This is a genomic window from Pseudomonas sp. NY15364, from assembly GCF_048068235.1.
In the GTDB taxonomy this organism is placed as follows: Bacteria; Pseudomonadota; Gammaproteobacteria; order Pseudomonadales; family Pseudomonadaceae; genus Aquipseudomonas; species Aquipseudomonas mendocina_D.
The window spans coordinates 114,773-135,095 of sequence record NZ_JBLUPX010000013.1 but is presented as its reverse complement, the minus strand read 5'-3'; the positions used below and the strand labels follow the sequence as shown (position 1 = coordinate 135,095).

Below are 20,323 nucleotides of genomic sequence, written 5' to 3'. Positions count from 1 at the left end.
TGTGCGGCTCTCGTTCGGCGCATTACGCCTGCGGCTAATGCGCCCTACGGGTTACCTGATGTTGCCGGGGCTTGAGCTATTTCCGTGGCCGTCTAGGCTTGACCTTTTGGTCTTTCTGGAGGGGCAAACCCGGTAAGGCGGATCAACTCCGTAACCCGGTAAGGCGGATCAACTCCGTAGGATGGATTAGCGAAGCGTAATCCGTCGTTCACCGCGAATCACGATATCCATTGCAACACTGAACGCCCTACCTTGCGCGGGGTGTTTTGCTCTCTGGAGTTTGTGGTGTGCGGCTCTCGTTCGGCGCATTACGCCTGCGGCTAATGCGCCCTACGGGTTACCTGATGTTGCCGGGGCTTGAGCTATTTCCGTGGCCGTCTAGGCTTGACCTTTTGGTGTTTCTGGAGGGGCAAGGATGCCGAACTATCGCCGTGCTTTCGCGCCGGGGGCGAGCTGGTTCTTTACCGTGAATCTGCTGCAACGCCGCCGCAATGATCTGTTGCTGCGGCATGTCGAGCTGTTGCGTGATGCGGTGCGGCGCGTGCATCGCGATTATCCGTTCACTATCGATGCGTGGGTGGTGCTGCCCGAACACATGCATTGCGTATGGACGTTGCCGCCTGGTGATGCGGATTACCCGTTGCGCTGGCGGCTGATCAAGACGTTTTTCTGCCGAGGGTTGCCCTCCGATGAATACCGCTCGCTGACGCGTTTGCGTCGCGGCGAACGGGGAATCTGGCAGCGGCGCTACTGGGAGCATCAACTGCGTGATGACGAGGACTTTCGCCGGCATATAGATTATGTCTACATCAACCCTTGCAAACACGGGCTGGTGGGGCGGGTGGCGGACTGGCCCCATTCGAGCTTGCACCGTGATGTGGTGATGGGGCTTTACCCGGTTGATTGGGCGGGTGATATCGGGCTTGAGGTGCCGGGGGATGGGTAGGGGGCAAGGGGGCAGGTCTGCATCGTTCGGCGCATTACGCCTGCGGCTAATGCGCCCTACGGTTATGGCCTACGCATGTGCCTCGCGGCTCAGCACGTCGGCAACCCACTGGTTGATGCTCTTGTGCTCCAGTTCCGCTTTTACCGCGACCGTGGCGTGCAGCTCTGGCCCCAGGCGTAGGCTGAGCTTGCCGGAGTAGGGCTTTTGCGGCGGGCGATCCAGCTGAGCGCAGGTGTCGAGGTAGTCGTTCACTGCTTCTTCGAATGCCGTGCGAAGTTCCTGAACGGACTCACCATGAAAACCCACCACGTCGCGAATGCCGGCGATGTGACCAACGAAAAGGCCGTCTTCGTCGCTGTACTCGATGCGGGCTGCATAGCCCTTGTAAGTCATTGCATGCGCATTCATGGGGTAACTCCTGCTTGTTCAAGGAAGGCCCGTGCATCGCGAACCTGATACGGCTTGGCTTCCTTGTCGGGATGGGGGCGGTGAAAGGTGCCAACCACGCCATTCAGTTCGAAGCGTACGCGTGAGCCATTGCCCTCGATAGCTCTGGCGCCGGCCGCTACAAATAGCGATTCAATGCGGGACCACTCAAGTGTGCTCGGTACCGGCTTGGCGAAGACTGCTTTCAGGATAGATTGGCGAAGTCTAATCAGTCGTTTGCTACAGGCCACGATGTTTGCCGAAGTATCTGCGTGACGCCTGGAATGGAGCGTTCGGCTTTTGGGGCTGGGGCTAATCCGCCCTGCAGGCATCCGGCCTGGCTCTATTTCCTGCCGCCATGCAGCGGTCGTCTACATGGCGGTAGGTTCGGCATTGTTTGGTGCTATAGCGGTTGGGATACACTTCTAAGCGTGTATGCGGAGGTTGGCTATGAATAAGGTCGTGCTGGTCGAGTTACTGCGCTCGCGACTGGATGGTTTGCTGGCTATCTATGCCTTTGGCAGTCGTGTCCAGGGTACGGCAGACGAAGGCAGTGATCTCGATTTGGCTGTATTGGTAAAAGGTTATGTTGATCCACTGGTGCTCTGGGAGCTTGCCAGCGAGGCTGCCGATATTGCAGGTTGTCCGGTTGATCTGCTGGATTTGCGCAGGGCTTCCACCGTGATGCAGCAGCAGGTGTTGGTAAAAGGCGAGCACTGGTGGGTGGCTGAGGGGCCCGAGGCCGGTTTGTTCGAGTGTGCTGTGTTGAGCGAGAAGCTTGAGCTGGATCGGGCCAGGGCGCCTCTGTTACGGGATATCGAGCGAGACGGACGGGTTTATGGCTGATGATGTGTTGTTGAACAAGGCCGCAAGTATCGAGCGCTGCGTCAGGCGTGCGCGGGAGGAATATGAGCGCGACCCGACGAGTTTTGCCGAGGACTTTACCCGCCAGGATGCAGCCATTCTGAATATTCAGCGCGCTTGCGAGGCGGCTCTGGATATGGGGCAGCATTTGATTCGGCGCGAGCGTCTCGGTATTCCGCAGAGTGTGCGCGATGTTTTTGCGCTGCTGGCTGCAGGCGGCTGGATCGACGTTAGCCTGGCCGAAGCGCTGAAGCGAATGGTGGGCTATCGCAATATTGCCGTTCATGAGTACCAAACGCTGCAGCTACCGATTACCGTGGCGGTCATTACTCGCCACCTGGGTGAATTTCTCGATTATTCCAAGGGTATTCTGTTGAAGGATGCTAAGCAGGATTTAAACGCGGTTTGACCTGTAGGAGCCCCGCCCCGGGGCGAATTTTTGTAATCCAGCGCTATTCTGGTGAGGCTGCGATTCGCCGCGAGGCGTGGCGCCTACAGTGAGTCGGCGGCTTACAGCGCCAGGCGCATCGACAAATCCACCGCCTTCACATCCTTGGTCAGCGTTCCCAGCGAGATGTAGTCCACGCCTGTCTCTGCAATGACGCGCAAGGTGCTGTCATTGATGCCGCCCGAGGCTTCGAGCTTGGCGCGGCCGGCGGTGAGTCTTACGGCTTCGCGCATATCCTCCAGTGACAATTCGTCGAGCATGACGATATCGGCGCCCGCTTCCAGCGTTTCGCGCAGTTCTTCCAGGCTTTCCACTTCGACTTCAACTGGCTTGCCCGGGGCGATCTGGTGGGCGGCGATGTGGTTTTCCTTGATCTGGAAGGTGTCGAATGTCTCTGTGTGGGGGGCGGTGTGGCGGATTCGTGAAATGAAATCGCCGTAGGCGAATACGTCATTTAGCGCTGTGACAACTATCAAAAAGGGCGCAGCTGTGAATGGTGCCCGGTATGATGGTGCAGCGTTCAACTCCTGGCATAGAGCAAGGGTTTGCTATGACTGATCAAGATATCCGCTGGCTACAGCGACTGAGCAACTATCAGCGTGCCCTTGGGCAACTGACCCGAGCGGTTGAGCTGGCGCAGAGTCGCCCGCTCAGCGAGTTGGAGCGGCAGGGGCTGATCCAGGCATTCGAGTTTGTTTTCGAGTTGGCCTGGAATCTGATGAAAGATTATTTTGTTTATCAGGGCAATCCGGCTATTACGGGGTCTCGCGATGCGATTCGCGCGGCGTTCAAGCAGGGGCTGGTCGTCGATGGCGAAGGTTGGATGGAGATGATCAAGAGCCGTAATCAGACGGCCCATACCTACAATGAATCCATCGCTATTGAGATCGCCGAGCGCATTCTGGCGCGTTATCAGGATCTCTTCGTGCAATTTCAGCAACGGATGCAAGGGCTGGCCAGCGAACTATGACGGGTGAGAGTCGGTTCGGGTTGCCGCTGCATGCGGTCGAGAAGTTATGCGCTGTTTTTCGCGCGTGTCCGCAGGTCGAGCGAGTCATTCTGTATGGCTCGCGTGCCAAAGGTAATTATCGTCTTGGGTCGGACATCGATCTGACGGTTGAGGGGGAAGGGCTTTCACTGGCGCAGTTATTGGCCATGGAGAGCCAGATTGACGAGTTGTTGCTGCCCTGGATGGTCGATCTTTCTCTCAAGGATCGTATCGATAACCCGGCGCTGCTCGATCATATCGCTCGCGTCGGGTTGACCTTTTATGAGCGCGGCAGGGCGGATGCGTAGGGTGGAGTCCTCCATTGTCATCGTTCGCCACGAATCTGCTGGTGGTGTAGATGGCTGAATTCTGCGCGATGGTTTGAGATGATTTGTCTCTGGTGTCAGGTGTGGGCTGCGTAACGACGGATTACGCTTCCGCTAATTCATCCCGCGCGATGCCTTCAATGGCCCTGAAATTGTAGGAGCCCCGCCCCGGGGCGTAATGCTGTTCATTTAAGAAATGGTCGGACGCGATCAGTCCCCTCGCCCCTTCGGGGAGAGGGTTAGGGAGAGGGGAAAACTGGCAGTTTTGCGGCGTTTTCAGCCCTCTCCCCCAGCCCCTCTCCCATAAATGGGAGAGGGGAGTCAATCGCGTGCAACCTTAAGTGAACAGCATTACGCCCCGGGGCGAGCTTTTTGTAGCTCAGTGCGATTTCGCTGAGGCCGCGATTCGCCGCGAGGCGCGGCTCCTACAGTGAGTTGGTGGCTTACAGTGCCAAACGCATCGACAAGTCCACCGCCTTCACATCCTTGGTCAGCGTCCCCAGCGAGATGTAGTCCACGCCCGTCTCGGCGATCACGCGCAAGGTGCTGTCATTGATGCCGCCCGAGGCTTCGAGTTTGGCGCGGCCGGCGGTGAGTCTTACGGCTTCGCGCATGTCTTCCAGTGACAGTTCGTCGAGCATGACGATATCGGCGCCGGCTTCCAGGGCTTCACGCAGTTCTTCCAGGCTTTCCACTTCCACTTCCACCGGCTTGCCCGGGGCGATCTGGTGGGCGGCGCTGATGGCCTGGGCGATGCCGCCGCAGGCGGCGATGTGGTTTTCCTTTATAAGGAAAGCATCGTACAAACCGATGCGGTGGTTGTGGCAGCCGCCGCAGGTCACTGCATATTTCTGCGCCAGACGTAGGCCGGGCAGGGTCTTGCGGGTATCCAGCAGTTTTACCTGGGTGCCTTCGACCAGGTCGGCGTAGTAGCGGCAGCGGGTGGCTACAGCGGAAAGCGTCTGCAGGAAGTTCAAAGCGCTGCGTTCGCCGCTGAGCAGTGCGCGGGCCGGGCCCTCTAGAGTGAATAAGGTTTGATCGGCGCGTACCCGGTCGCCATCCTGTACCTGCCAATGTACCGCTACACGTGGCTCGATCTGGCGAAACACCGCATCGACCCAGGCGGTGCCGCAAACGACCGCTTCTTCGCGAGTGATCACGCGGGCGCTGGCCAGGCGTTCGGCCGGAATCAACTGTGCGGTGATATCGCCGCTGCCGATGTCTTCGGCGAGTGCGCGACGAACATTGGCTTCGATTTCACTGCTGAGGTCGGCGAGGATCAGGTTGGGCATGGTCGGCTCCGGTGTAGTCGAGCCGCGATTATAGAGGCAGGTGATTGCAGGGCAATGCTCCATCGCGGCGCTGGGCCTTTTATCGTTCTGCAGAATTGATCAGGCACTTTTATATGTTGCCGCTGCTCTTAATGACGAGAGCACCCCCTTGGCCCGACTATCGGTGCAGCGCCGAAGGCCTGCCAGAGTTAGGCTGTGGAGGTGCGAGTGAGGTGTATTGGCCGTCGTCCGAAGATGGCGTGTGGCTATCTGTGATCTGGGTCATGTCTGTGGGAAAAATTGGCTTGGTATGGCGCGCAGCCTCCCTATAATGGCTTTACTTTTTTCATTATTGACGCCAGGCCTTTGACGTTAGGGACGACGCTCGGTTGACGCTGTGCAGACCAGGAAGCTCGGGTTCGAGCAGTCTGCGGGAGACTAGAATGAAGACCGACGCGAACGTGGTGCACCTGAACAAGGCCACCGCAGAGCAATCGCCAACTTCGCCGGTAGGAAGACTGCCCGTGGCGCTGATTCAGGTGCGTGACAAAGCGGCGCAACAGCTCAAGCAGAACCTGCAGAGCCTGTTCGACAATGCTGACGATACTCTCTTCGAGATGGCGGATCGGGCGACCAGCAATGCCGAGCAGAATGCTTTCTTCGAGGCCATGCGCGACTTGCGGCTCAAGCGCAAGAATATCGAGCGCGGCTTTCTGCAGAAGGTGTTCGAGTCTTTCGCCAATCTCAACCAGTACGAGATTGGCAAGCCTCAACCCGCTCTGGATGCCGTGTCGTTCGATAGCCTGAGCCTGGTGCAGAACGACGAACTGGAAGAAACCGTGGCGCTGGACGCCATGGTGGCCAAGGTGATGAGCCGAGACGCTGTTGCGTTGGGCCATCTCACCACACGCCTCAATGCGGTGATCAGCAAGAAGCTGGACGACAAGAGCAACCCGCTCGGCCCGACCCTGCTCAGTGAATACTTCCTCGACGCCTGCAGCAGTCTGGGCGTGGAGATCAAGGTCAAGCTGATCATCCTCAAACTGTTCGAAAAGTACGTGCTCGGCAGCTGCGACATGCTTTATGCCGAGGCCAATCAGGCGCTGGTCAGCGCGGGCGTGTTGCCTGAGCTGAAGTCCGCGCCGCCGCGCCGTCAGCAGCGCCCGGCAGCTTCCGCCTACAGCCAGTCCTCCGGTGAGGAAGGCATGCCGTTGCTCGACGGCGCCGATCAGGGTGTGCAGGAGGTGTTCGGCGCGCTGCAGGATCTGCTCTCGCAAGTACGCGGCACGTCGATGCCGCGCCGCGCTCAGACGGCCGATGCACTACCGATCACCAGCAACGACCTGATGCGCCTGCTGTCGCACATGCAGCAGCGTGCCCCGGCACAGGTCAGCGTCGAAGATTTCGATCTTCGCGACCAGCTCGAGCGATTGCTCGAGCGTGCCAGCGCCAAGAGTGGCAAAGCGCGCGTGGTGGGTGAGGTCGATGAAGATGTGATCAATCTGGTGTCGATGCTGTTCGAGTTCATTCTCGATGACCGTACCCTGCCGGATTCGCTCAAGGCACTGATTGGCCGTCTGCAGATCCCGATGCTCAAGGTTGCGGTGCTGGACAAGACCTTCTTCAGCCGTGGCAGCCATCCGGCTCGCCGCTTGCTCAACGAGATCGCCTCTGCCGCGTTGGGGTGGGGCGACCAGGACGATGCCCAGCGTGACAGCCTTTATCAGAAGATCGAACAGGTGGTTCAGCGCCTGCTGAACGATTTTGTCGATGATCCGGCGATCTTCTCCGAGTTGCTGGCCGAGTTCATGGCGTTCACCGGCGATGAGCGCCGTCGCAGCGAGCTGCTCGAACAGCGTACCCGCGACGCTGAGGAAGGCAGCGCCAAGGCCGAGCTGGCCCGTCGTCAGGTCGAGCAGGCACTGAATGAGCGTTTGCTCGGCAAGACCCTGCCGGAAGTGGTAGTGCGACTGCTGCAGGAAGCCTGGAGCAAGGTGCTGATGCTGACCTGCCTCAAGCACGGCGTGGACTCGGACGAGTGGCAGGCTGCGTTGCAGACCATGGATGATCTGGTCTGGAGTGTCGCCCCGCATGAAGATCCAGAGGCGCGTCTGCGTTTGCTGGAGCTGGTGCCCGGCTTGCTCAAGGCGCTGCGCGAAGGCATGGCCAGTGCGGCGTTCGATCCGTTCTCTACCAGCGAATTCTTCAGCCAATTGGAAGTGCTGCACGTGCAAGCCTTCCAGCGCTTCAAGCGCGCTACCCCTGAAGCCGAGTCGGCCGCGCCTGAGGATGTTGCGCACACCGATCTGAGCGAAGCGGGCGTTGAGTTGCCGCTGCTGGAGCTGCCGGCAGTCGAAGAAGAGGTCGAGGATGCCCCGGCGATGGTCGAGGTAGTCGAAGAGATCATTCTGCTCGCGCCCGGTCAGACCCGTCCGCAGGAGCCGGACGTGGTGCTCCCGGACGACGACGAAGCGCTACTGCAGGTGGATAGCCTGCGTGTGGGTAGCTGGGTGGAAATTCAAGAAGATGAAGAGCACAAGCTGCGCTGCAAGCTGGCAGCCATCATCAAGCCCACTGGCAAGTACGTGTTCGTCAATCGCACCGGCATGAAGGTGCTGGAGAAGACGCGCAACGCGCTGGCGGTGGAGTTCCGCCGCAACGCTGTGCGCCTGCTCGACGATGCGTTGCTGTTCGACCGCGCCCTGGAGTCGGTCATCGGCAATCTGCGCAAGCTCAAGCACAGCTGATTCGTTGCCAGGAGCGTTCGCCCCTGGCAACGGCTTGATTTGTAGGAGCCCCGCCCCGGGGCGAAGCTTTATAAGTCTTCCGGTGTGTTCGCTATCGATTCGCCGCGAGGCGCGACTCCTACAGTCGTGATCTTCGATTTTCCCGCCTTTGCACATCCTGTTGCGGCCTCGCGCTTGGCCGCCGTAGCCACCTGCTCTAGAGTGGTGTCTCGTTCAGGAGCCTTCCATGCAGCTCGACCCCTCAACCGGCTGGTTTCAGGGCATCCCTCACTGCCCATCGCCGAATTTCAATGTTCGCCCCAGTGGCGAAATTTCCCTGTTGGTGGTGCACAACATCAGCCTGCCACCTGGGCAGTTCGGTACCGGCAAAGTGCAGGCGTTCTTTCAGAACCGCTTGCCGGTGGACGAACATCCTTTCTTCGCCGAGATCGCGTCCTTGCAGGTTTCCGCGCATTTTTTCATCGAGCGTGATGGCGGGGTGACGCAGTTCGTCTCCTGTCTGGATCGTGCCTGGCACGCCGGGGTTTCCTGGTTCGAAGGGCGCGACAACTGCAATGATTTTTCCTTGGGGGTCGAGCTGGAAGGGACGGATGATCTGCCCTACAGCGACGCTCAGTACGCCAGCCTGGCGGAGCTGACGCGGCAGTTGCTGGACGCCTACCCGGCGCTGTCGGCGGAGCGAATTCGCGGCCACAACGATATCGCGCCTGGGCGCAAGACTGATCCGGGGGCCGCGTTCGACTGGCAGCGCCTGCATGCCGAATTGAAGGAGAGGTAGCAATGAGTTTTCTGGTGATTCTGCTGGTGCTGTGGGTCGAGAAGTTTTCCGCCTGGCGCCTGCGCATCCAGCAGGACGGCCCCTGGTTGGCGCAACTGCAGCGCCTGCAACAAGGCGGCCTGCAGCAGGCTCCGTGGCTGTGCCTGGCCGTTCTGGTTTTGGTGCCTGTGTTGGCGTTGGGCCTGGTGCTGCTGATCCTCAAACCGCTGGCTTACGGTTGGCTGGCTTTGCCGGTGCATTTGCTGGTGCTGATATACAGCCTGGGGCGTGGTGATCTGCTCGCAGCGCTAGGGCCGTTTCGCGACGCCTGGCGGCGCGGTGATGGTCAGGCCGCTTACCACGTGGCCGAACGTGACCTTTCGTTGCAGCCGGAGGAGGGCACCGAGCTGCTGCAACAGGTGCAGGGGCATCTGCTATGGCAGGCCTATCAAAGCTTCTTTGCGGTGATCTTCTGGTATCTGCTGTTGGGCCCCATGGCCGCGCTGGCCTATCGCCTGTTGGCGATGAGTGCAGAGCATGCGCAGCAACCGGCTCTGCGTGAGCGCGCCGTACAACTGCGCCACGCTTTCGATTGGCTGCCGGCGCGGGTGCTGGCTTCCAGTTTCGCCCTGGTCGGCAATTTTGTCGCCGTCAGCCGCGCCTTGCTGCATGAGCTGCTGAGCTGGGACATTTCTGCCGCGCAACTGGTGGTCAAGGCTGGGCGAGCCGCTGGTGAGATGCCGCCGCCAGTGATGGGTGAGGAGGGTGTCGATACCCTGGATCAGCTGTGGCAACTGCTGATCCGCGCTGCGATGGTCTGGTATGCCGGTTACGCGGTTTGGGTGTTATTCATCTAGAGATCGTACCCACGCGGTTTACAGGGCGGGGGCAACCTGCTGTCACGCACAGTGGCGGGTTGCTCCCGCCCTTTGTCCTTCTGTAATTCCAGTGATGAACTACGCTCACTCTTGAGAGGGAGTGAAGGGTGCTGCGTGCGTTTAACCTTAAGTTACAGAGACGCGTGTCGATAAGGGGTATAAGGAGGCGGTAGTCGACCCTGTTTGGTGATTTTCGTCACATTTGTCTGCCTGTCTTTGCCGCATAGCTCGGCGAACCCAGGTCGGTCGACACAGGGCGCCGTGATCAGTCCGTAAGAGGCTCGGCGGCGATCCAAGCAATACCTATAACAATAATGGCAACTGGAGACGTCTAGTGAAGACCGTGTTGTATCCGGCCATCGCGCTGATGAACCGCCTCAGCTTCGGTATGAAGTTCAGCCTGATCAGCGTTCTATTCTTCCTGCCCATGCTCGTCACCAACTTCTACCTGGTGCGCGACTCCTATCGACAGTTCGTTGGTACCCAGACCGCCCTGGAAAGCCTCGAGCTACTTGGCAGCAGCTTGCAGCTGCGGCGTGATCTTGAAAGCCTCAACGATCTGGTCCAGATCAACTCGATGATCGGTCAGTCCGGTCAGGCGGGGGATCTTGAGGGGCGTATAGATCAACTGCAGCAGTCGCTCAGTGCCGGCCTGCAAGGACTGCAGCCAGTGACCAGCGATGCCGAGCAGGAAGCGGAGTTCATCGCCAAGCGCGACGAATTGCTGGCCGAGCTGAAAAGCGCAGAGGCCGAGACTTCTCTGCAGAGCAAGACGGTCATCGTCGAGAAGCTGCTGGGCTCTTCCCAGGTCTTCATCAAACTGGTGGCCAGCCAGGCGGGGTTGAGCCAGGACCCGCAGCGTCAGGTGCGGCAGATTACCGAGCTGATCACCAACGTCACCCCGCAGATCACCGATGTGCTCAGTCAAGGCCGTGCTATCGGTGCCTATTCCCTGGGGCAGGGGTTTCTCAACTCGGCAGCCAGCACCAAGTTCGATGACCTGCTGTTGCAACTGGAGAAGCTACACGCCGAGTACGGCTTGAGCCTGCAGGAGGCACTGGCCGGTAACGTCGCCGCGCAGAACGGCCTGGGTGGCCTTGCCGAAGCCAGTCGCCAGAGTCTGAAGGACAGTGGCGTGCTGTTCGAGGATCAGGTGATCATTGCCGATAGCCTGGATACGCCCTGGGCGCAGTTCTACGATCAGGTCAGCCAGGAAATGGCCAAGACCTACGCCTTCAACGACGGCCTGCTGGCCTTCCTCGATAGCCAGCTAAGCGAGCGGCTGACCGAGAACCGTGCGCAGATGGTGTTGTTGGTGGTGGCGCTGGTAGTGGTATTTCTGCTGATCGTCTACCTCTACAGCGGCTTCTACGTGTCCACCCGCTCGACCCTGAAAACCTTGGGGCAGGTGATGGACAGGGTTGCCGCAGGCGATATGACAGTCAACTTCCAGGCGCAGAGCCGTGACGAGCTGGGCGAGCTGGGGCAGGTGTTCAACCAGACCGTGGTGCGCATTCATGATTTGATCGAGCGCGTTGGGCAGACGGTGGGCGAGGTCGGTGGTCAGGCGGATCGTGTCGAGCTGGTTTCGGGCGAGAGCAATCAGGCGGTGGCCGGGCAGCGCGCACAGATCGAGCAGGTGGCAACGGCGATGAACCAGATGTCTGCCACTGCCCAGGAGGTGGCGCGTAGTGCCGCCGCAGCGGTGGGTAGCGCGCAGAGCGTGAATCAGGAGACGGTCAGTGGCCGGGCGTTGGTCGAGCAGCAGGTCGGTGCGATCCAGCGTCTTGCCGGAGAAATCGACCAGTCGGTGGCGGTGATCAACCAACTGGCCAGTGACAGCGCCGCGATCAGCCAGGTGCTCGATGTAATCAAGGGCATCGCCGAGCAGACCAACCTGCTGGCGCTCAATGCTGCCATCGAGGCGGCGCGGGCTGGTGAACAGGGTCGCGGTTTCGCCGTGGTGGCTGATGAGGTGCGCAACCTGGCCAAGCGCACGCAGCAGTCCACCGAAGAGATCGAAGCGATGATCGCCAAGCTGCAAGGTGGCGTGGGGGCGGCGGTGAAGGCGATGAACGCCAGTCACCAGATGGCCGATGGCACGGTCAGTCAGTCGGCCAAGGTGCAGCAGGCGTTGGAGAACATCCTCGGCGCGGTGGGCATGATCGTCGACCAGAACCAGCAGATCGCCGCGGCGGCCGAGCAGCAGACGGCGGTGGCGCACGATATCGACCAGAATATCGTCGAGATCAACTATGCGGGGGAGCGTACCGCTGCCGGCGCCAGCCAGACCGAGCAGGCCAGCCGCGAGCTGAGCGAGCTGGTCTCGCGTCTCAAGCAGTTGATCGGCGCGTTTCGCGTCTGATCGCTCCGTGGGAGGCGCTTCAGTGGCGATGCTTTTGCAGTCGTCGCGGCTGAAGCCCTCCCACAGAGGCGAATGCTGTTCACTTTAGAGCGGTAGGTTGCGATCAGTCCCCTCGCCCCAGTGGGGAGAGGGTTAGGGAGAGGGGATAACTGGCAGTTATGCGATGTTTTCAGCCCTCTCCCCCAACCCCTCTCCCATAAATGGGAGAGGGGAGCCAAACGCGTGCAACCTTAAGTGAACAGCGTTACTACCTCAGAGGCGACTTGGCTTTAGTTCCAGCCGAACAACTCATCCGCATTACGGCTGCTGGCCGCCGCCAGTTCTTCGGCCGTAACGCCACGCAACGCTGCCAGCTCGGCACAGATGTCAGCCAGGTATTCCGGACTGTTGCGCTGGTTGGGGTGCATGGCGGGGGCCATGTCCGGCGAGTCGGTTTCCAGCATGATGCTCTCCAACGGCAACTGCGCCACCACCTTGCGCAGTCGATTGGCTTGCGGCCAGGTAGCGGCGCCGCCAAGACCGAGGCGAAAACCCAGCTTGATGTATTCGCGTGCTTCCTCGTAGCTACCGGCGAAGGCGTGGATGATGCCGCCGCGCGCCAGACGAAAGCGCTTGAGGGTGGCGATGGCCGCGGCATGGGCGCGGCGCACGTGTAGCAGCACCGGTAACTCGAACTCGGTGGATAGTTGCAGCTGCGCTTCGAACAGTGCCTGCTGGCGCTGCCGATCCAACCGCTCCAGGTAATAGTCCAGGCCGAACTCGCCAACGGCGCACAACTTGTGGTGCCCAGCCAGTTTGCTCAGCCAGTCGCGCAGCTCAAGGAGATCCTGCGGACGATGTTCGTCCAGATAGACCGGATGCAGGCCGAACGCGGCATGCAGGTTCTCGTTGGTTTCGACCAGTTGCCACAGTCGCTGCCAGTTGGCCTGGTAGACACCAAGTACCACCAGGCGCTGCACGCCCAATGCGCGGCTGCGTGTGAGCACTTCGTCGCGATCTGCGTCGAAGTCGGGGAAGTCGAGGTGGGTGTGGGTGTCGATCAGGCGCATCGGTCAGCTCACGATTGGGCGTTCAGAGTCGGCTATTTTCCCCTTTCCTGCCAGAGCGAGGGAGCGTTGGCCAATCTTTTCAGTCGTATGGATATGGACGAGTTTCACTCGGGCAGTGAAATAAGGAGGTCGCTGGGTGCGCCAGGTACGCAAGCTGTTGGGCGCTTTGCTCGCCGTTTTTCTGCTATTGGTGGCGGCACTGATGCTGTTTCTGGTGTTGTTCGACTGGAACCGGGCGCGGCCGCTGATCAACGAACAGGTTTCTGCGGCCTTGAACCGGCCGTTCGCCATCGAGGGTGACCTGCGTGTGGTTTGGCAGCGTGAGGCCGGACAACAGGGTTTGAGCGCTTGGGTGCCCTGGCCGCATTTTTCCGCCGAGCAGCTGCGCCTGGGTAATCCCGATTGGGCGCAGGGCGATACCTTCGTCAGCCTCGATAGCGTGCGCTTTCGCCTGTCTCCGCTACCGCTTCTCTGGAAGACGGTGAACATCCCCAGTATCGAACTTGGCGCGCCGGTCGCCGATCTGCAGCGCCTGGCCGATGGCCGCGCCAACTGGGTGTTCGACCTGGGTAAGGAGGAGTCAGACGACACCGATCAGCCCAGCCCCTGGACGTTGGATATCGGCACTATCGGCTTTGACCAGGGGCAGGTGAAGCTCGACGACAAGGTAAGTAATACCCGACTGGAGGCGATTATCCAGCCGCTGGGCGAGCCTATTCCATTTGCCGATATCGTCGGCAAAAGCGCCGCCGAGCGTCTGGCGCAGAGCAATGCCAGCGCTCAGGATTACGCATTCGCCTGGCAGACCAAGGGCAGTTTCCGTGGTCAGCCGCTGACCGGCAACGGCAAGGTTGGTGGCCTGCTGGCGCTGCACGACGCGTCGCAACCTTTCCCGCTGCAAGCCGACCTGCGCATTGGCGCGACTCGCATCGTGCTGGCTGGCAGCCTGACCGATCCGCAGAATCTGGGCGCTCTGGACATGCGTTTGCGTCTGTCTGGCGCCAGCCTCGGTCACCTGTATCCACTGACCGGCGTTACCTTGCCGGATACTCCGCCGTACAGCACCGACGGTCGTTTGCAGGCCAATCTGCACGATGCCGACGGTGCGATCTTTCGCTACCTCGGTTTCAATGGCCAGATCGGTGACAGCGATATCCACGGCGACCTGACATTCGTGGCTCGCGAGCCGCGGCCGAAGCTGTCTGGCCGCCTGACCTCCAATCAACTGCTGTTCAGTGACCTGGCGCCGCTGATTGGTGCCGACTCCAGCGAGGACAAGCGCGAGCGCGGCGAACGGGACGTGCAGCCAGCGAACAAGGCGTTGCCGGTTTCCGAGTTTCGTACGGACCGCTGGCGCGCGATGGACGCCGATGTACGTTTCGTCGGCAAGCGCATCGTGCACAGCGAGCAGTTGCCGATCACCGATCTCGACACCCATGTGGTGCTCAATGATGGCGCGCTGAGTCTGGAACCACTGCGTTTCGGCATGGCCGGCGGTGTGCTCGATTCGCAAATCCGCCTGAATGGCGCGACCACGCCGCTGCAGGGCCAGATGCGTCTACGTGCGCGAGATCTCAAGCTCAAGCAGTTGTTCCCCACCTTTGCGCCGATGCAGACCAGCTTCGGTGAGCTCAACGGTGATGCGCGCATCAGCGGTCGTGGCAACTCGGTGGCGGCGTTGCTTGGCGGTGCCGATGGCGAGCTGAAGATGTTGATCAATGATGGCGCGGTGAGTCGCGGGCTGATGGAAATCGCTGGTCTGAACGTCGGCAATTACCTGATAGGGCGGCTGTTCGGCGACGAGGATGTGAAGATCCATTGTGCGGCGGCCGATCTCGGCATCAAGCAAGGGCTGATGAGCACGCGACTGTTCGTCGTCGATACCGACAATGCGGTGATCAAGGTCGATGGCAGCGCCAACTTCGCCAGCGAGCGACTGGATTTCACCATCACGCCTTCGACCAAGGGCTTTCGTGTTTTTTCCCTGCGTTCGCCGCTCTATGTACGCGGCACGTTCAAGGAGCCGTCACCAGGCGTACAGGCCACGCCGCTGGCGCTGCGTGGTGTTGGCCTGGTAGCGCTGGGCGTTGCGGTGGCGCCAGCGGCTGGGCTGCTGGCGCTGGTGGCACCCAGCGCTGGCGACGAGCCGAGCCAGTGCGCGCCGCTGCTGCAGAAAATTCAGGGTGGCCAGTGATCCGCTCAGCGCGTAGGGCGGGTGCAACCCGCCTCGGCCTCGAGGGCCAATATTCAGGTTCGGGCCTTGAAGCTGCGGCCGATGGCCTCGATGCCGGGCTGATAGTCGTTGTGCTCCACCGCCCGCAGTGTCCAGGCCAGCACGCGCTCGGCGATGCGTTCGTGTTGTTGGCTCATGGCATTGACCCGTAGCGGCAGAAAATCCAGCAACTGAGTGTCACCGAAGGTGGCCAGACGCACCGCGGGCCATTGCTCGCTGCCCTGTTCACGCAGGGCATCGAACACTCCTTCGAGCAGCACGTAGGCGGTGGTCAGCAAGGCATCCGGTGGGCCAACTTCATCCATCAGCGTCTTCATTTGCCGGTAGCCGCAGGCACGGCTGAACAGCTCGCCGTGGTAGACGCTGATGTGCCCGTCGAAACCCTTCAGTGCCGAATGAAAGCCGCGTTCGCGCGCCTGGCTGATGACCAGTTCTGCGCGGGCACCGAGCAGGGCGATGTGCCTGGGTTTGGGTGTCAGCAGGCTTTCGGTCAGGGTACGTCCGGCCTGCTCATCATCGCTGACCACCGAGCGGATGTAGGTGGGCGACAGCGCGCGGTCCACGGCTACAACAGGTAGGCCGGCGGCGACGATGGTCGGATACAGCGGGTCGTCTGGTGGCAGGCAACTGGCGACGATCAGCGCCTCGCAGCGGCGTGAACGAAACAGCTCGAGCAACTGCCGCTCGCTGTTCGGGTCGTCGTCGGAGCTGGCGATCAATAACTGGTAGCCGGCGGCGCGGGCTTTCTGTTCGAGCAGCTTGGCCAGACGCGCATAACTGGGGTTTTCCAGGTCCGGCAGGATGAACCCCAGGCAGCGGCTTTGCCCGCGGCGCAGGCTGGCAGCCTGCTGGTCCGGGCGATAGCCATGTTCCTCGACGACTGCCAAGACCTTGGCCACGGTCGCAGGGCTGATGCGCCGACGTTCGGCCTGACCGTTGATCACGTAGCTGGCGGTGGTCACCGAGACCTGAGCCAGGCGGGCGATGTCGCTGAGTTTCACGGGCGCAGCACCATACAGGTAAGGGATTTCGAGCGTGCAAGCGCGGCGAGTCTACACCGACTCGACGACGACCGGGCTTCAAGGATTACCCATTATCGGATAAGGTGCCAGTGTTTGATGAAACGTTTCAGCGGTGCGATTCATCAGCTAATCTTGAAGGTGTTTCGGTGGCGTAAGTGAGCGCCGAGCCCGTGAACATCCTTCTCAATCAAAACAAGAATCCAAGCCGGAGGCACCCATGCTCGAACTCGATGCCAGCCAAATCCAGATGGGCCGGGTTGCGGCGAACAAGGGCGAAGCCCTGGCCATGCTCGGTGATGCGTTGGCCGGTGCCGGTCTGGCCACTCCGGCTTATCTCGAAGGCCTGCAGGCGCGTGAAGCCCAGGGTTCGACCTTTCTTGGCCAAGGCATTGCGATTCCTCACGGTACGCCGCAGACCCGCGATCAGGTGCTGCGCACCGGCGTCAGCCTGATCCAGTTCCCTGATGGGGTGGACTGGGGCAACGGGCAACAGGTCTATCTGGCCATTGCCATCGCCGCGCAGTCCGACGAACACTTGCATCTCCTGCAACTGCTGACCCGCGCCCTCGGCGAGGGTGATCTGGGCCAGGCCCTACGCGAAGCCACCGAGCCCGCGCAGATACTCGAACTGCTGCAGGGCGCGCCGCAGGCGCTGGCGCTGGATGGCCAGCTAGTGGCGCTGGCACAGCCGGTCGAAGACTTCGACGAATTGCTCTGGCAGGGCGCGCGCCTGTTGCGCCAGGCCGGCTGTGCCCGCAGCGGCTTCGCCCTCGGATTGGCGCGTGGCGAGCCGCTGCCGCTGGGCGATGGCCTGTGGTGGCTGCACAGCGAGGCCAGCGTCGAGCGGCCTGGCCTGGCCTTCGTCACCCCGGCGCAGCCACTGAGTTTTCGTGGTGAGGCGCTGCGTGGTCTGTTCTGCCTGGCCAGCCAGGGCGAGGCGCATCGCCAGGCGCTGGAGCGTTTGTGTGATGTGCTGATCGGTGGCCGCGCTGCGGCATTCAGCGAAGCCAGCGATAGCCGCCAGGTAATTGAAGCATTGGGAGGCGAGGTGGCGCCGGACTGGCCCAGCCTCAGCGTGCCGCTGCTCAACGCCCATGGTTTGCATGCTCGCCCGGCCAAGGCGCTGAGCGAGCTGGTGCAGGGTTTCGCGGGTGAAGTTCGTGTACGACTGTTGGGCGATAGCGGTGCCGGCGTGTCGGCCAAGAGCCTCAGCCGGCTGCTGGCCCTGGGCGCGCGTCGCGGGCAGATGCTCGAATTCAGTGCCGAACCGGCCATCGCCGATGCCGCGTTGCCGTGCATTCGCGCCGCCCTGGAAAGCGGCCTGGGCGAGGCGGTCGAGCCGCTGAGCGAAGCGCTGCCCGAGGTGGCGGCGCAACTGCAGCCGGTCGCTCCCGTCGCGCCTGTTGCCGGTAGCCGCTTGCTGGCGGTCGGCGCCTCGCCGGGCATCGCCATCGGCCCGGCGTTGGTGCGAGTAGCGCCGGAGTTCAATTTTGCCGAGCAAGGCAAGGGCGTCGAGCTGGAGCGCGCGCGCCTGGAAGCGGCGCTTGTCGCTGTTTCCGCGCAGGTTCAGCGTCTGGTCGACGGCGCTGGTGTGGCGAGCATTCGCGAGATATTCAGCGCCCACCTGGCCATGCTCGCTGATCCGGCGCTGCGCGAAGACGTCGACGTTCGTCTGGTCAAGGGCGCCAGCGCCGAAGCAGCCTGGCAGGTCGAAGTCGAGGCGGCCGCCAAGCGTCAGGAGTCTCTGCACGACCCACTGCTGGCCGAACGGGCGGCTGACCTGCGCGACATCGGCAATCGCGTATTGGCGCATCTGTGTGATGTGGAACTGCCCAGCGAGCCGAACGAGCCCTACATCCTAGTGATGGCCGAAGTGGTGCCCTCGGATGTCGCCAGCCTCGACCGTCAGCGCGTGGCGGGGATTCTGACCGCCCGTGGTGGCGCCACCGCACACAGCGCGATCATTGCCCGGGCTCTGGGTATCCCCGCGGTGGTCGGTGCCGGCCACGGTGTGCTGGCATTGGCCCAGGGCACGCCGCTGTTGCTCGATGGCGAAAGCGGCGTGCTGCATGTTGCCCCGGATGCAGCCCAGCGTGACCAGGCGCGGCATGAGCGCGAGGCCGCGCAGCGACGCCAGGAACAGGCGCATGCTCGGCGTTTCGATACGGCGAAGACGCGCGATGGTGTGTGCGTGGAAGTGGCGGCCAATATCGGCACCAGTGGCGAGACCGCCGATGCGGTGGCGCTGGGGGCCGATGCCGTTGGCCTACTGCGCACCGAACTGCTGTTCATGGAGCACGCCCAAGCGCCGGATCTGGCTGCTCAGGAACGTGAGTATCGGCGTGTGCTGGAGGCGTTGGATGGCCGCCCGCTGGTGGTGCGCACCCTGGATGTCGGCGGCGACAAACCCTTGCCGTACTGGCCGATGCCGGCCGAAGAGAATCCTTTCCTCGGCGTGCGTGGTATTCGCTTGAGTCTGCAGCGTCCGGAGATTCTGGAAACCCAGTTGCGCGCCTTGCTCGCCTCGGCCGATGGCCGGCCGCTGCGCATCATGTTCCCCATGGTCGGTTCGGTGGAGGAGTGGCGCGCTGCGCGTGACCTGGTGCAGCGCCTGCGCGAAGAGATCGAAGTACGCGACCTGCAGATCGGCATCATGATCGAGGTGCCCTCGGCCGCGCTGCTGGCACCTGTGCTGGCGCGCGAAGTGGACTTTTTCAGCATCGGCACCAATGACCTGACCCAGTACTGCCTGGCCATCGACCGTGGCCACCCGCAGCTCTCGGCTCAGGCCGACGGCCTGCATCCGGCGGTATTGCGCCTGATCGAGATGACCGTGACCGCAGCCCATGCCCAGGGCAAGTGGGTCGGTGTTTGCGGTGAGCTGGCCAGTGACCGCCTGGCCGTGCCGCTGCTGGTCGGCCTCGGCGTGGACGAATTGAGTGTGACGCCGCGTTCGATGGCGTTGGTCAAGGCGCGCGTGCGCGAGCTGGACAGTCGCCAGGCGCGAACCCTGGCCGACCGCGCCCTGACCCTGGACAGTGCCAGCGCCGTGCGTGCGCTGGTGGCGGAGATGCACTGATGGCCCGAATCCTGACCCTGACCCTTAACCCGGCGCTGGATCTGACCCTGCGTCTCGACCGCCTACAGCCCGGCGCGATCAACCGCTGCCATGAGCTGCGCAGTCACGCCGCCGGCAAGGGGCTGAACGTCGCCCAGGTGCTGGCTGATCTTGGCCACAACCTGAGCGTCGGCGGTTTTCTTGGCCGCGCCAATGCCGCGCCGTTCGAGAGCCTGATGCACAAGCGTGGCTTCCGCGATCTGTTCGTCCGGGTGCCGGGCGAGACGCGCAGCAACATCAAGTTGGCCGAGGCCGACGGCTGCATCACCGATCTCAACGGCCCCGGCCCGCAGGTCGAGGCCGAACACCTGCAACGCCTGCAGGATGAGCTGGAGCCGTTGCTGGTCGGGCATGATGCCGTGGTAGTGGCCGGCAGCCTGCCGCGTGGCGTGACGCCTGAATGGTTCGCCGGCCTGCTGCGGCGGATCAATGCCAGTGGCGTACCGCTGGCGGTCGACAGCAGTGGCGCGGCGTTGCAGGCGGCCCTGGGCGTCGCTCCCTGGCTGATCAAACCCAACGAAGAAGAACTGGCCGAGGTCTGGGGCAGTGACCTGCCCACTGCCGTGCGGGCGTTGCGTGCGCAGGGCATCGAGCACGTGCTGCTGTCGCGGGGCGCGCAAGGCGTCGACTGGCATGGCCCGAATATCGCTCTGCGCGCCATACCGCCGCGTGTCGAGGTCGCCAGCACGGTCGGTGCCGGGGACTCGCTGTTGGCTGCCAGCCTGCACGGCCTGCTCGAGGGTTGGCCTGCCGAGCGCACCCTGCGCCTGGCCACGGCGGTGGCGGCGCAGGCGGTCACCCAGATCGGCTTCGGTATCCATGATCGCGAGCAACTGGCCCGTCTCGAGGCGGCCGTGCAGTTGCACCCAATAGAACAATAAGAGG

General features: G+C 62.0%; 17 protein-coding genes and 2 pseudogenes. 13 read left to right on the top strand and 6 right to left on the bottom strand.

Annotation, left to right across the window (positions count from 1 at the left end; translation table 11 throughout):
- The first annotated feature begins 415 nt into the window (after window positions 1-415).
- The gene (locus tag ACNFCJ_RS13390) at window positions 416-946 is read left to right on the top strand and encodes an REP-associated tyrosine transposase (protein WP_416771821.1); all 531 of its coding nucleotides are present in this window, start codon (window positions 416-418) and stop codon (window positions 944-946) included.
- Between the two features lie 69 nt (window positions 947-1,015).
- Here the strand turns inward: ACNFCJ_RS13390 and ACNFCJ_RS13385 are convergent, their stop codons facing one another.
- Window positions 1,016-1,354, bottom strand: a complete 339-nt coding sequence (locus tag ACNFCJ_RS13385; protein WP_177326196.1) for a type II toxin-antitoxin system HicB family antitoxin — start codon at window positions 1,352-1,354, stop codon at window positions 1,016-1,018.
- Window positions 1,351-1,605, bottom strand: coding sequence for a type II toxin-antitoxin system HicA family toxin (locus ACNFCJ_RS13380; protein WP_108233415.1), 255 nt, complete (start codon window positions 1,603-1,605; stop codon window positions 1,351-1,353). The genes ACNFCJ_RS13385 and ACNFCJ_RS13380 overlap by 4 nt, the downstream gene beginning before the upstream one ends.
- 217 nt (window positions 1,606-1,822) lie before the next feature.
- Between ACNFCJ_RS13380 and mntA the strand changes: the two genes are divergently transcribed.
- Window positions 1,823-2,218, top strand: a complete 396-nt coding sequence (gene mntA / locus ACNFCJ_RS13375) for a type VII toxin-antitoxin system MntA family adenylyltransferase antitoxin (protein ID WP_416771820.1) — start codon at window positions 1,823-1,825, stop codon at window positions 2,216-2,218.
- The gene (gene hepT, locus ACNFCJ_RS13370) at window positions 2,211-2,645 is read left to right on the top strand and encodes a type VII toxin-antitoxin system HepT family RNase toxin (protein ID WP_416771819.1); all 435 of its coding nucleotides are present in this window, start codon (window positions 2,211-2,213) and stop codon (window positions 2,643-2,645) included. The genes mntA and hepT overlap by 8 nt, the downstream gene beginning before the upstream one ends.
- Window positions 2,646-2,746: 101 nt before the next feature.
- On the opposite strand, the pseudogene ACNFCJ_RS13365 reads toward hepT, so the two are convergent.
- A pseudogene (locus ACNFCJ_RS13365) lies at window positions 2,747-3,073 on the bottom strand (nicotinate-nucleotide diphosphorylase); the annotation flags it as partial.
- A gap of 116 nt (window positions 3,074-3,189) precedes the next feature.
- Between ACNFCJ_RS13365 and ACNFCJ_RS13360 the strand changes: the two are divergent.
- Both ACNFCJ_RS13360 and ACNFCJ_RS13355 read left to right on the top strand, forming a co-directional pair.
- Window positions 3,190-3,654 (top strand): nucleotidyltransferase substrate binding protein, encoded by a 465-nt coding sequence (locus ACNFCJ_RS13360; RefSeq protein WP_416771818.1) that lies wholly within the window; start codon window positions 3,190-3,192, stop codon window positions 3,652-3,654.
- Entirely contained in the window at window positions 3,651-3,980 is a 330-nt protein-coding gene (locus tag ACNFCJ_RS13355) for a nucleotidyltransferase family protein (protein WP_416771816.1), read from the top strand. Before ACNFCJ_RS13360 ends, ACNFCJ_RS13355 begins: the two co-directional genes overlap by 4 nt.
- Window positions 3,981-4,441: 461 nt before the next feature.
- Here ACNFCJ_RS13355 and nadC read toward each other — a convergent pair whose 3' ends face one another.
- Entirely contained in the window at window positions 4,442-5,290 is an 849-nt protein-coding gene (gene nadC, locus ACNFCJ_RS13350; RefSeq protein ID WP_416771815.1) for a carboxylating nicotinate-nucleotide diphosphorylase, read from the bottom strand.
- Window positions 5,291-5,712: 422 nt separating this feature from the next.
- Here nadC and ACNFCJ_RS13345 point away from each other — a divergent pair, with 422 nt between their 5' ends.
- The 5 genes and pseudogenes from ACNFCJ_RS13345 (at window position 5,713) to ACNFCJ_RS13325 (ending at window position 12,016) form a co-directional block, all read left to right on the top strand.
- Complete coding sequence (locus ACNFCJ_RS13345; RefSeq protein ID WP_416771814.1) at window positions 5,713-8,016, top strand: DUF1631 domain-containing protein; 2,304 nt, start codon at window positions 5,713-5,715, stop codon at window positions 8,014-8,016.
- A gap of 226 nt (window positions 8,017-8,242) precedes the next feature.
- Window positions 8,243-8,794, top strand: coding sequence for a 1,6-anhydro-N-acetylmuramyl-L-alanine amidase AmpD (ampD, locus tag ACNFCJ_RS13340; RefSeq protein WP_416771813.1), 552 nt, complete (start codon window positions 8,243-8,245; stop codon window positions 8,792-8,794).
- A gap of 2 nt (window positions 8,795-8,796) precedes the next feature.
- Complete coding sequence (gene ampE, locus ACNFCJ_RS13335; protein WP_416771812.1) at window positions 8,797-9,630, top strand: regulatory signaling modulator protein AmpE; 834 nt, start codon at window positions 8,797-8,799, stop codon at window positions 9,628-9,630.
- Between the two features lie 388 nt (window positions 9,631-10,018).
- Window positions 10,019-11,161 (top strand): annotated as a pseudogene (locus ACNFCJ_RS13330) (HAMP domain-containing protein); the annotation flags it as partial.
- 141 nt (window positions 11,162-11,302) lie between these two features.
- Complete coding sequence (locus tag ACNFCJ_RS13325) at window positions 11,303-12,016, top strand: methyl-accepting chemotaxis protein (protein ID WP_371919666.1); 714 nt, start codon at window positions 11,303-11,305, stop codon at window positions 12,014-12,016.
- 269 nt (window positions 12,017-12,285) lie between these two features.
- On the opposite strand, the gene ACNFCJ_RS13320 is transcribed toward ACNFCJ_RS13325, so the two are convergent.
- A complete protein-coding gene (locus ACNFCJ_RS13320; RefSeq protein WP_416771810.1) occupies window positions 12,286-13,065 on the bottom strand; it encodes a TatD family hydrolase in 780 nt (259 codons plus the stop codon).
- A gap of 136 nt (window positions 13,066-13,201) precedes the next feature.
- Between ACNFCJ_RS13320 and ACNFCJ_RS13315 the strand changes: the two genes are divergently transcribed.
- Window positions 13,202-15,259, top strand: coding sequence for an AsmA family protein (locus tag ACNFCJ_RS13315; RefSeq protein ID WP_416771808.1), 2,058 nt, complete (start codon window positions 13,202-13,204; stop codon window positions 15,257-15,259).
- A 53-nt stretch (window positions 15,260-15,312) separates the two neighbouring features.
- On the opposite strand, the gene cra is transcribed toward ACNFCJ_RS13315, so the two are convergent.
- Window positions 15,313-16,299: a catabolite repressor/activator gene (gene cra, locus ACNFCJ_RS13310; protein WP_416771807.1), complete on the bottom strand. Its 987-nt coding sequence runs from the start codon at window positions 16,297-16,299 to the stop codon at window positions 15,313-15,315.
- Window positions 16,300-16,537: 238 nt separating this feature from the next.
- On the opposite strand from cra, the gene ptsP reads away from it, so the two are divergent.
- Both ptsP and pfkB read left to right on the top strand, forming a co-directional pair.
- Complete coding sequence (gene ptsP / locus ACNFCJ_RS13305) at window positions 16,538-19,399, top strand: phosphoenolpyruvate--protein phosphotransferase (RefSeq protein WP_416771805.1); 2,862 nt, start codon at window positions 16,538-16,540, stop codon at window positions 19,397-19,399.
- A complete protein-coding gene (gene pfkB, locus ACNFCJ_RS13300) occupies window positions 19,399-20,319 on the top strand; it encodes a 1-phosphofructokinase (RefSeq protein WP_416771803.1) in 921 nt (306 codons plus the stop codon). The genes ptsP and pfkB overlap by 1 nt, the downstream gene beginning before the upstream one ends.
- Window positions 20,320-20,323 lie beyond the last annotated feature (4 nt).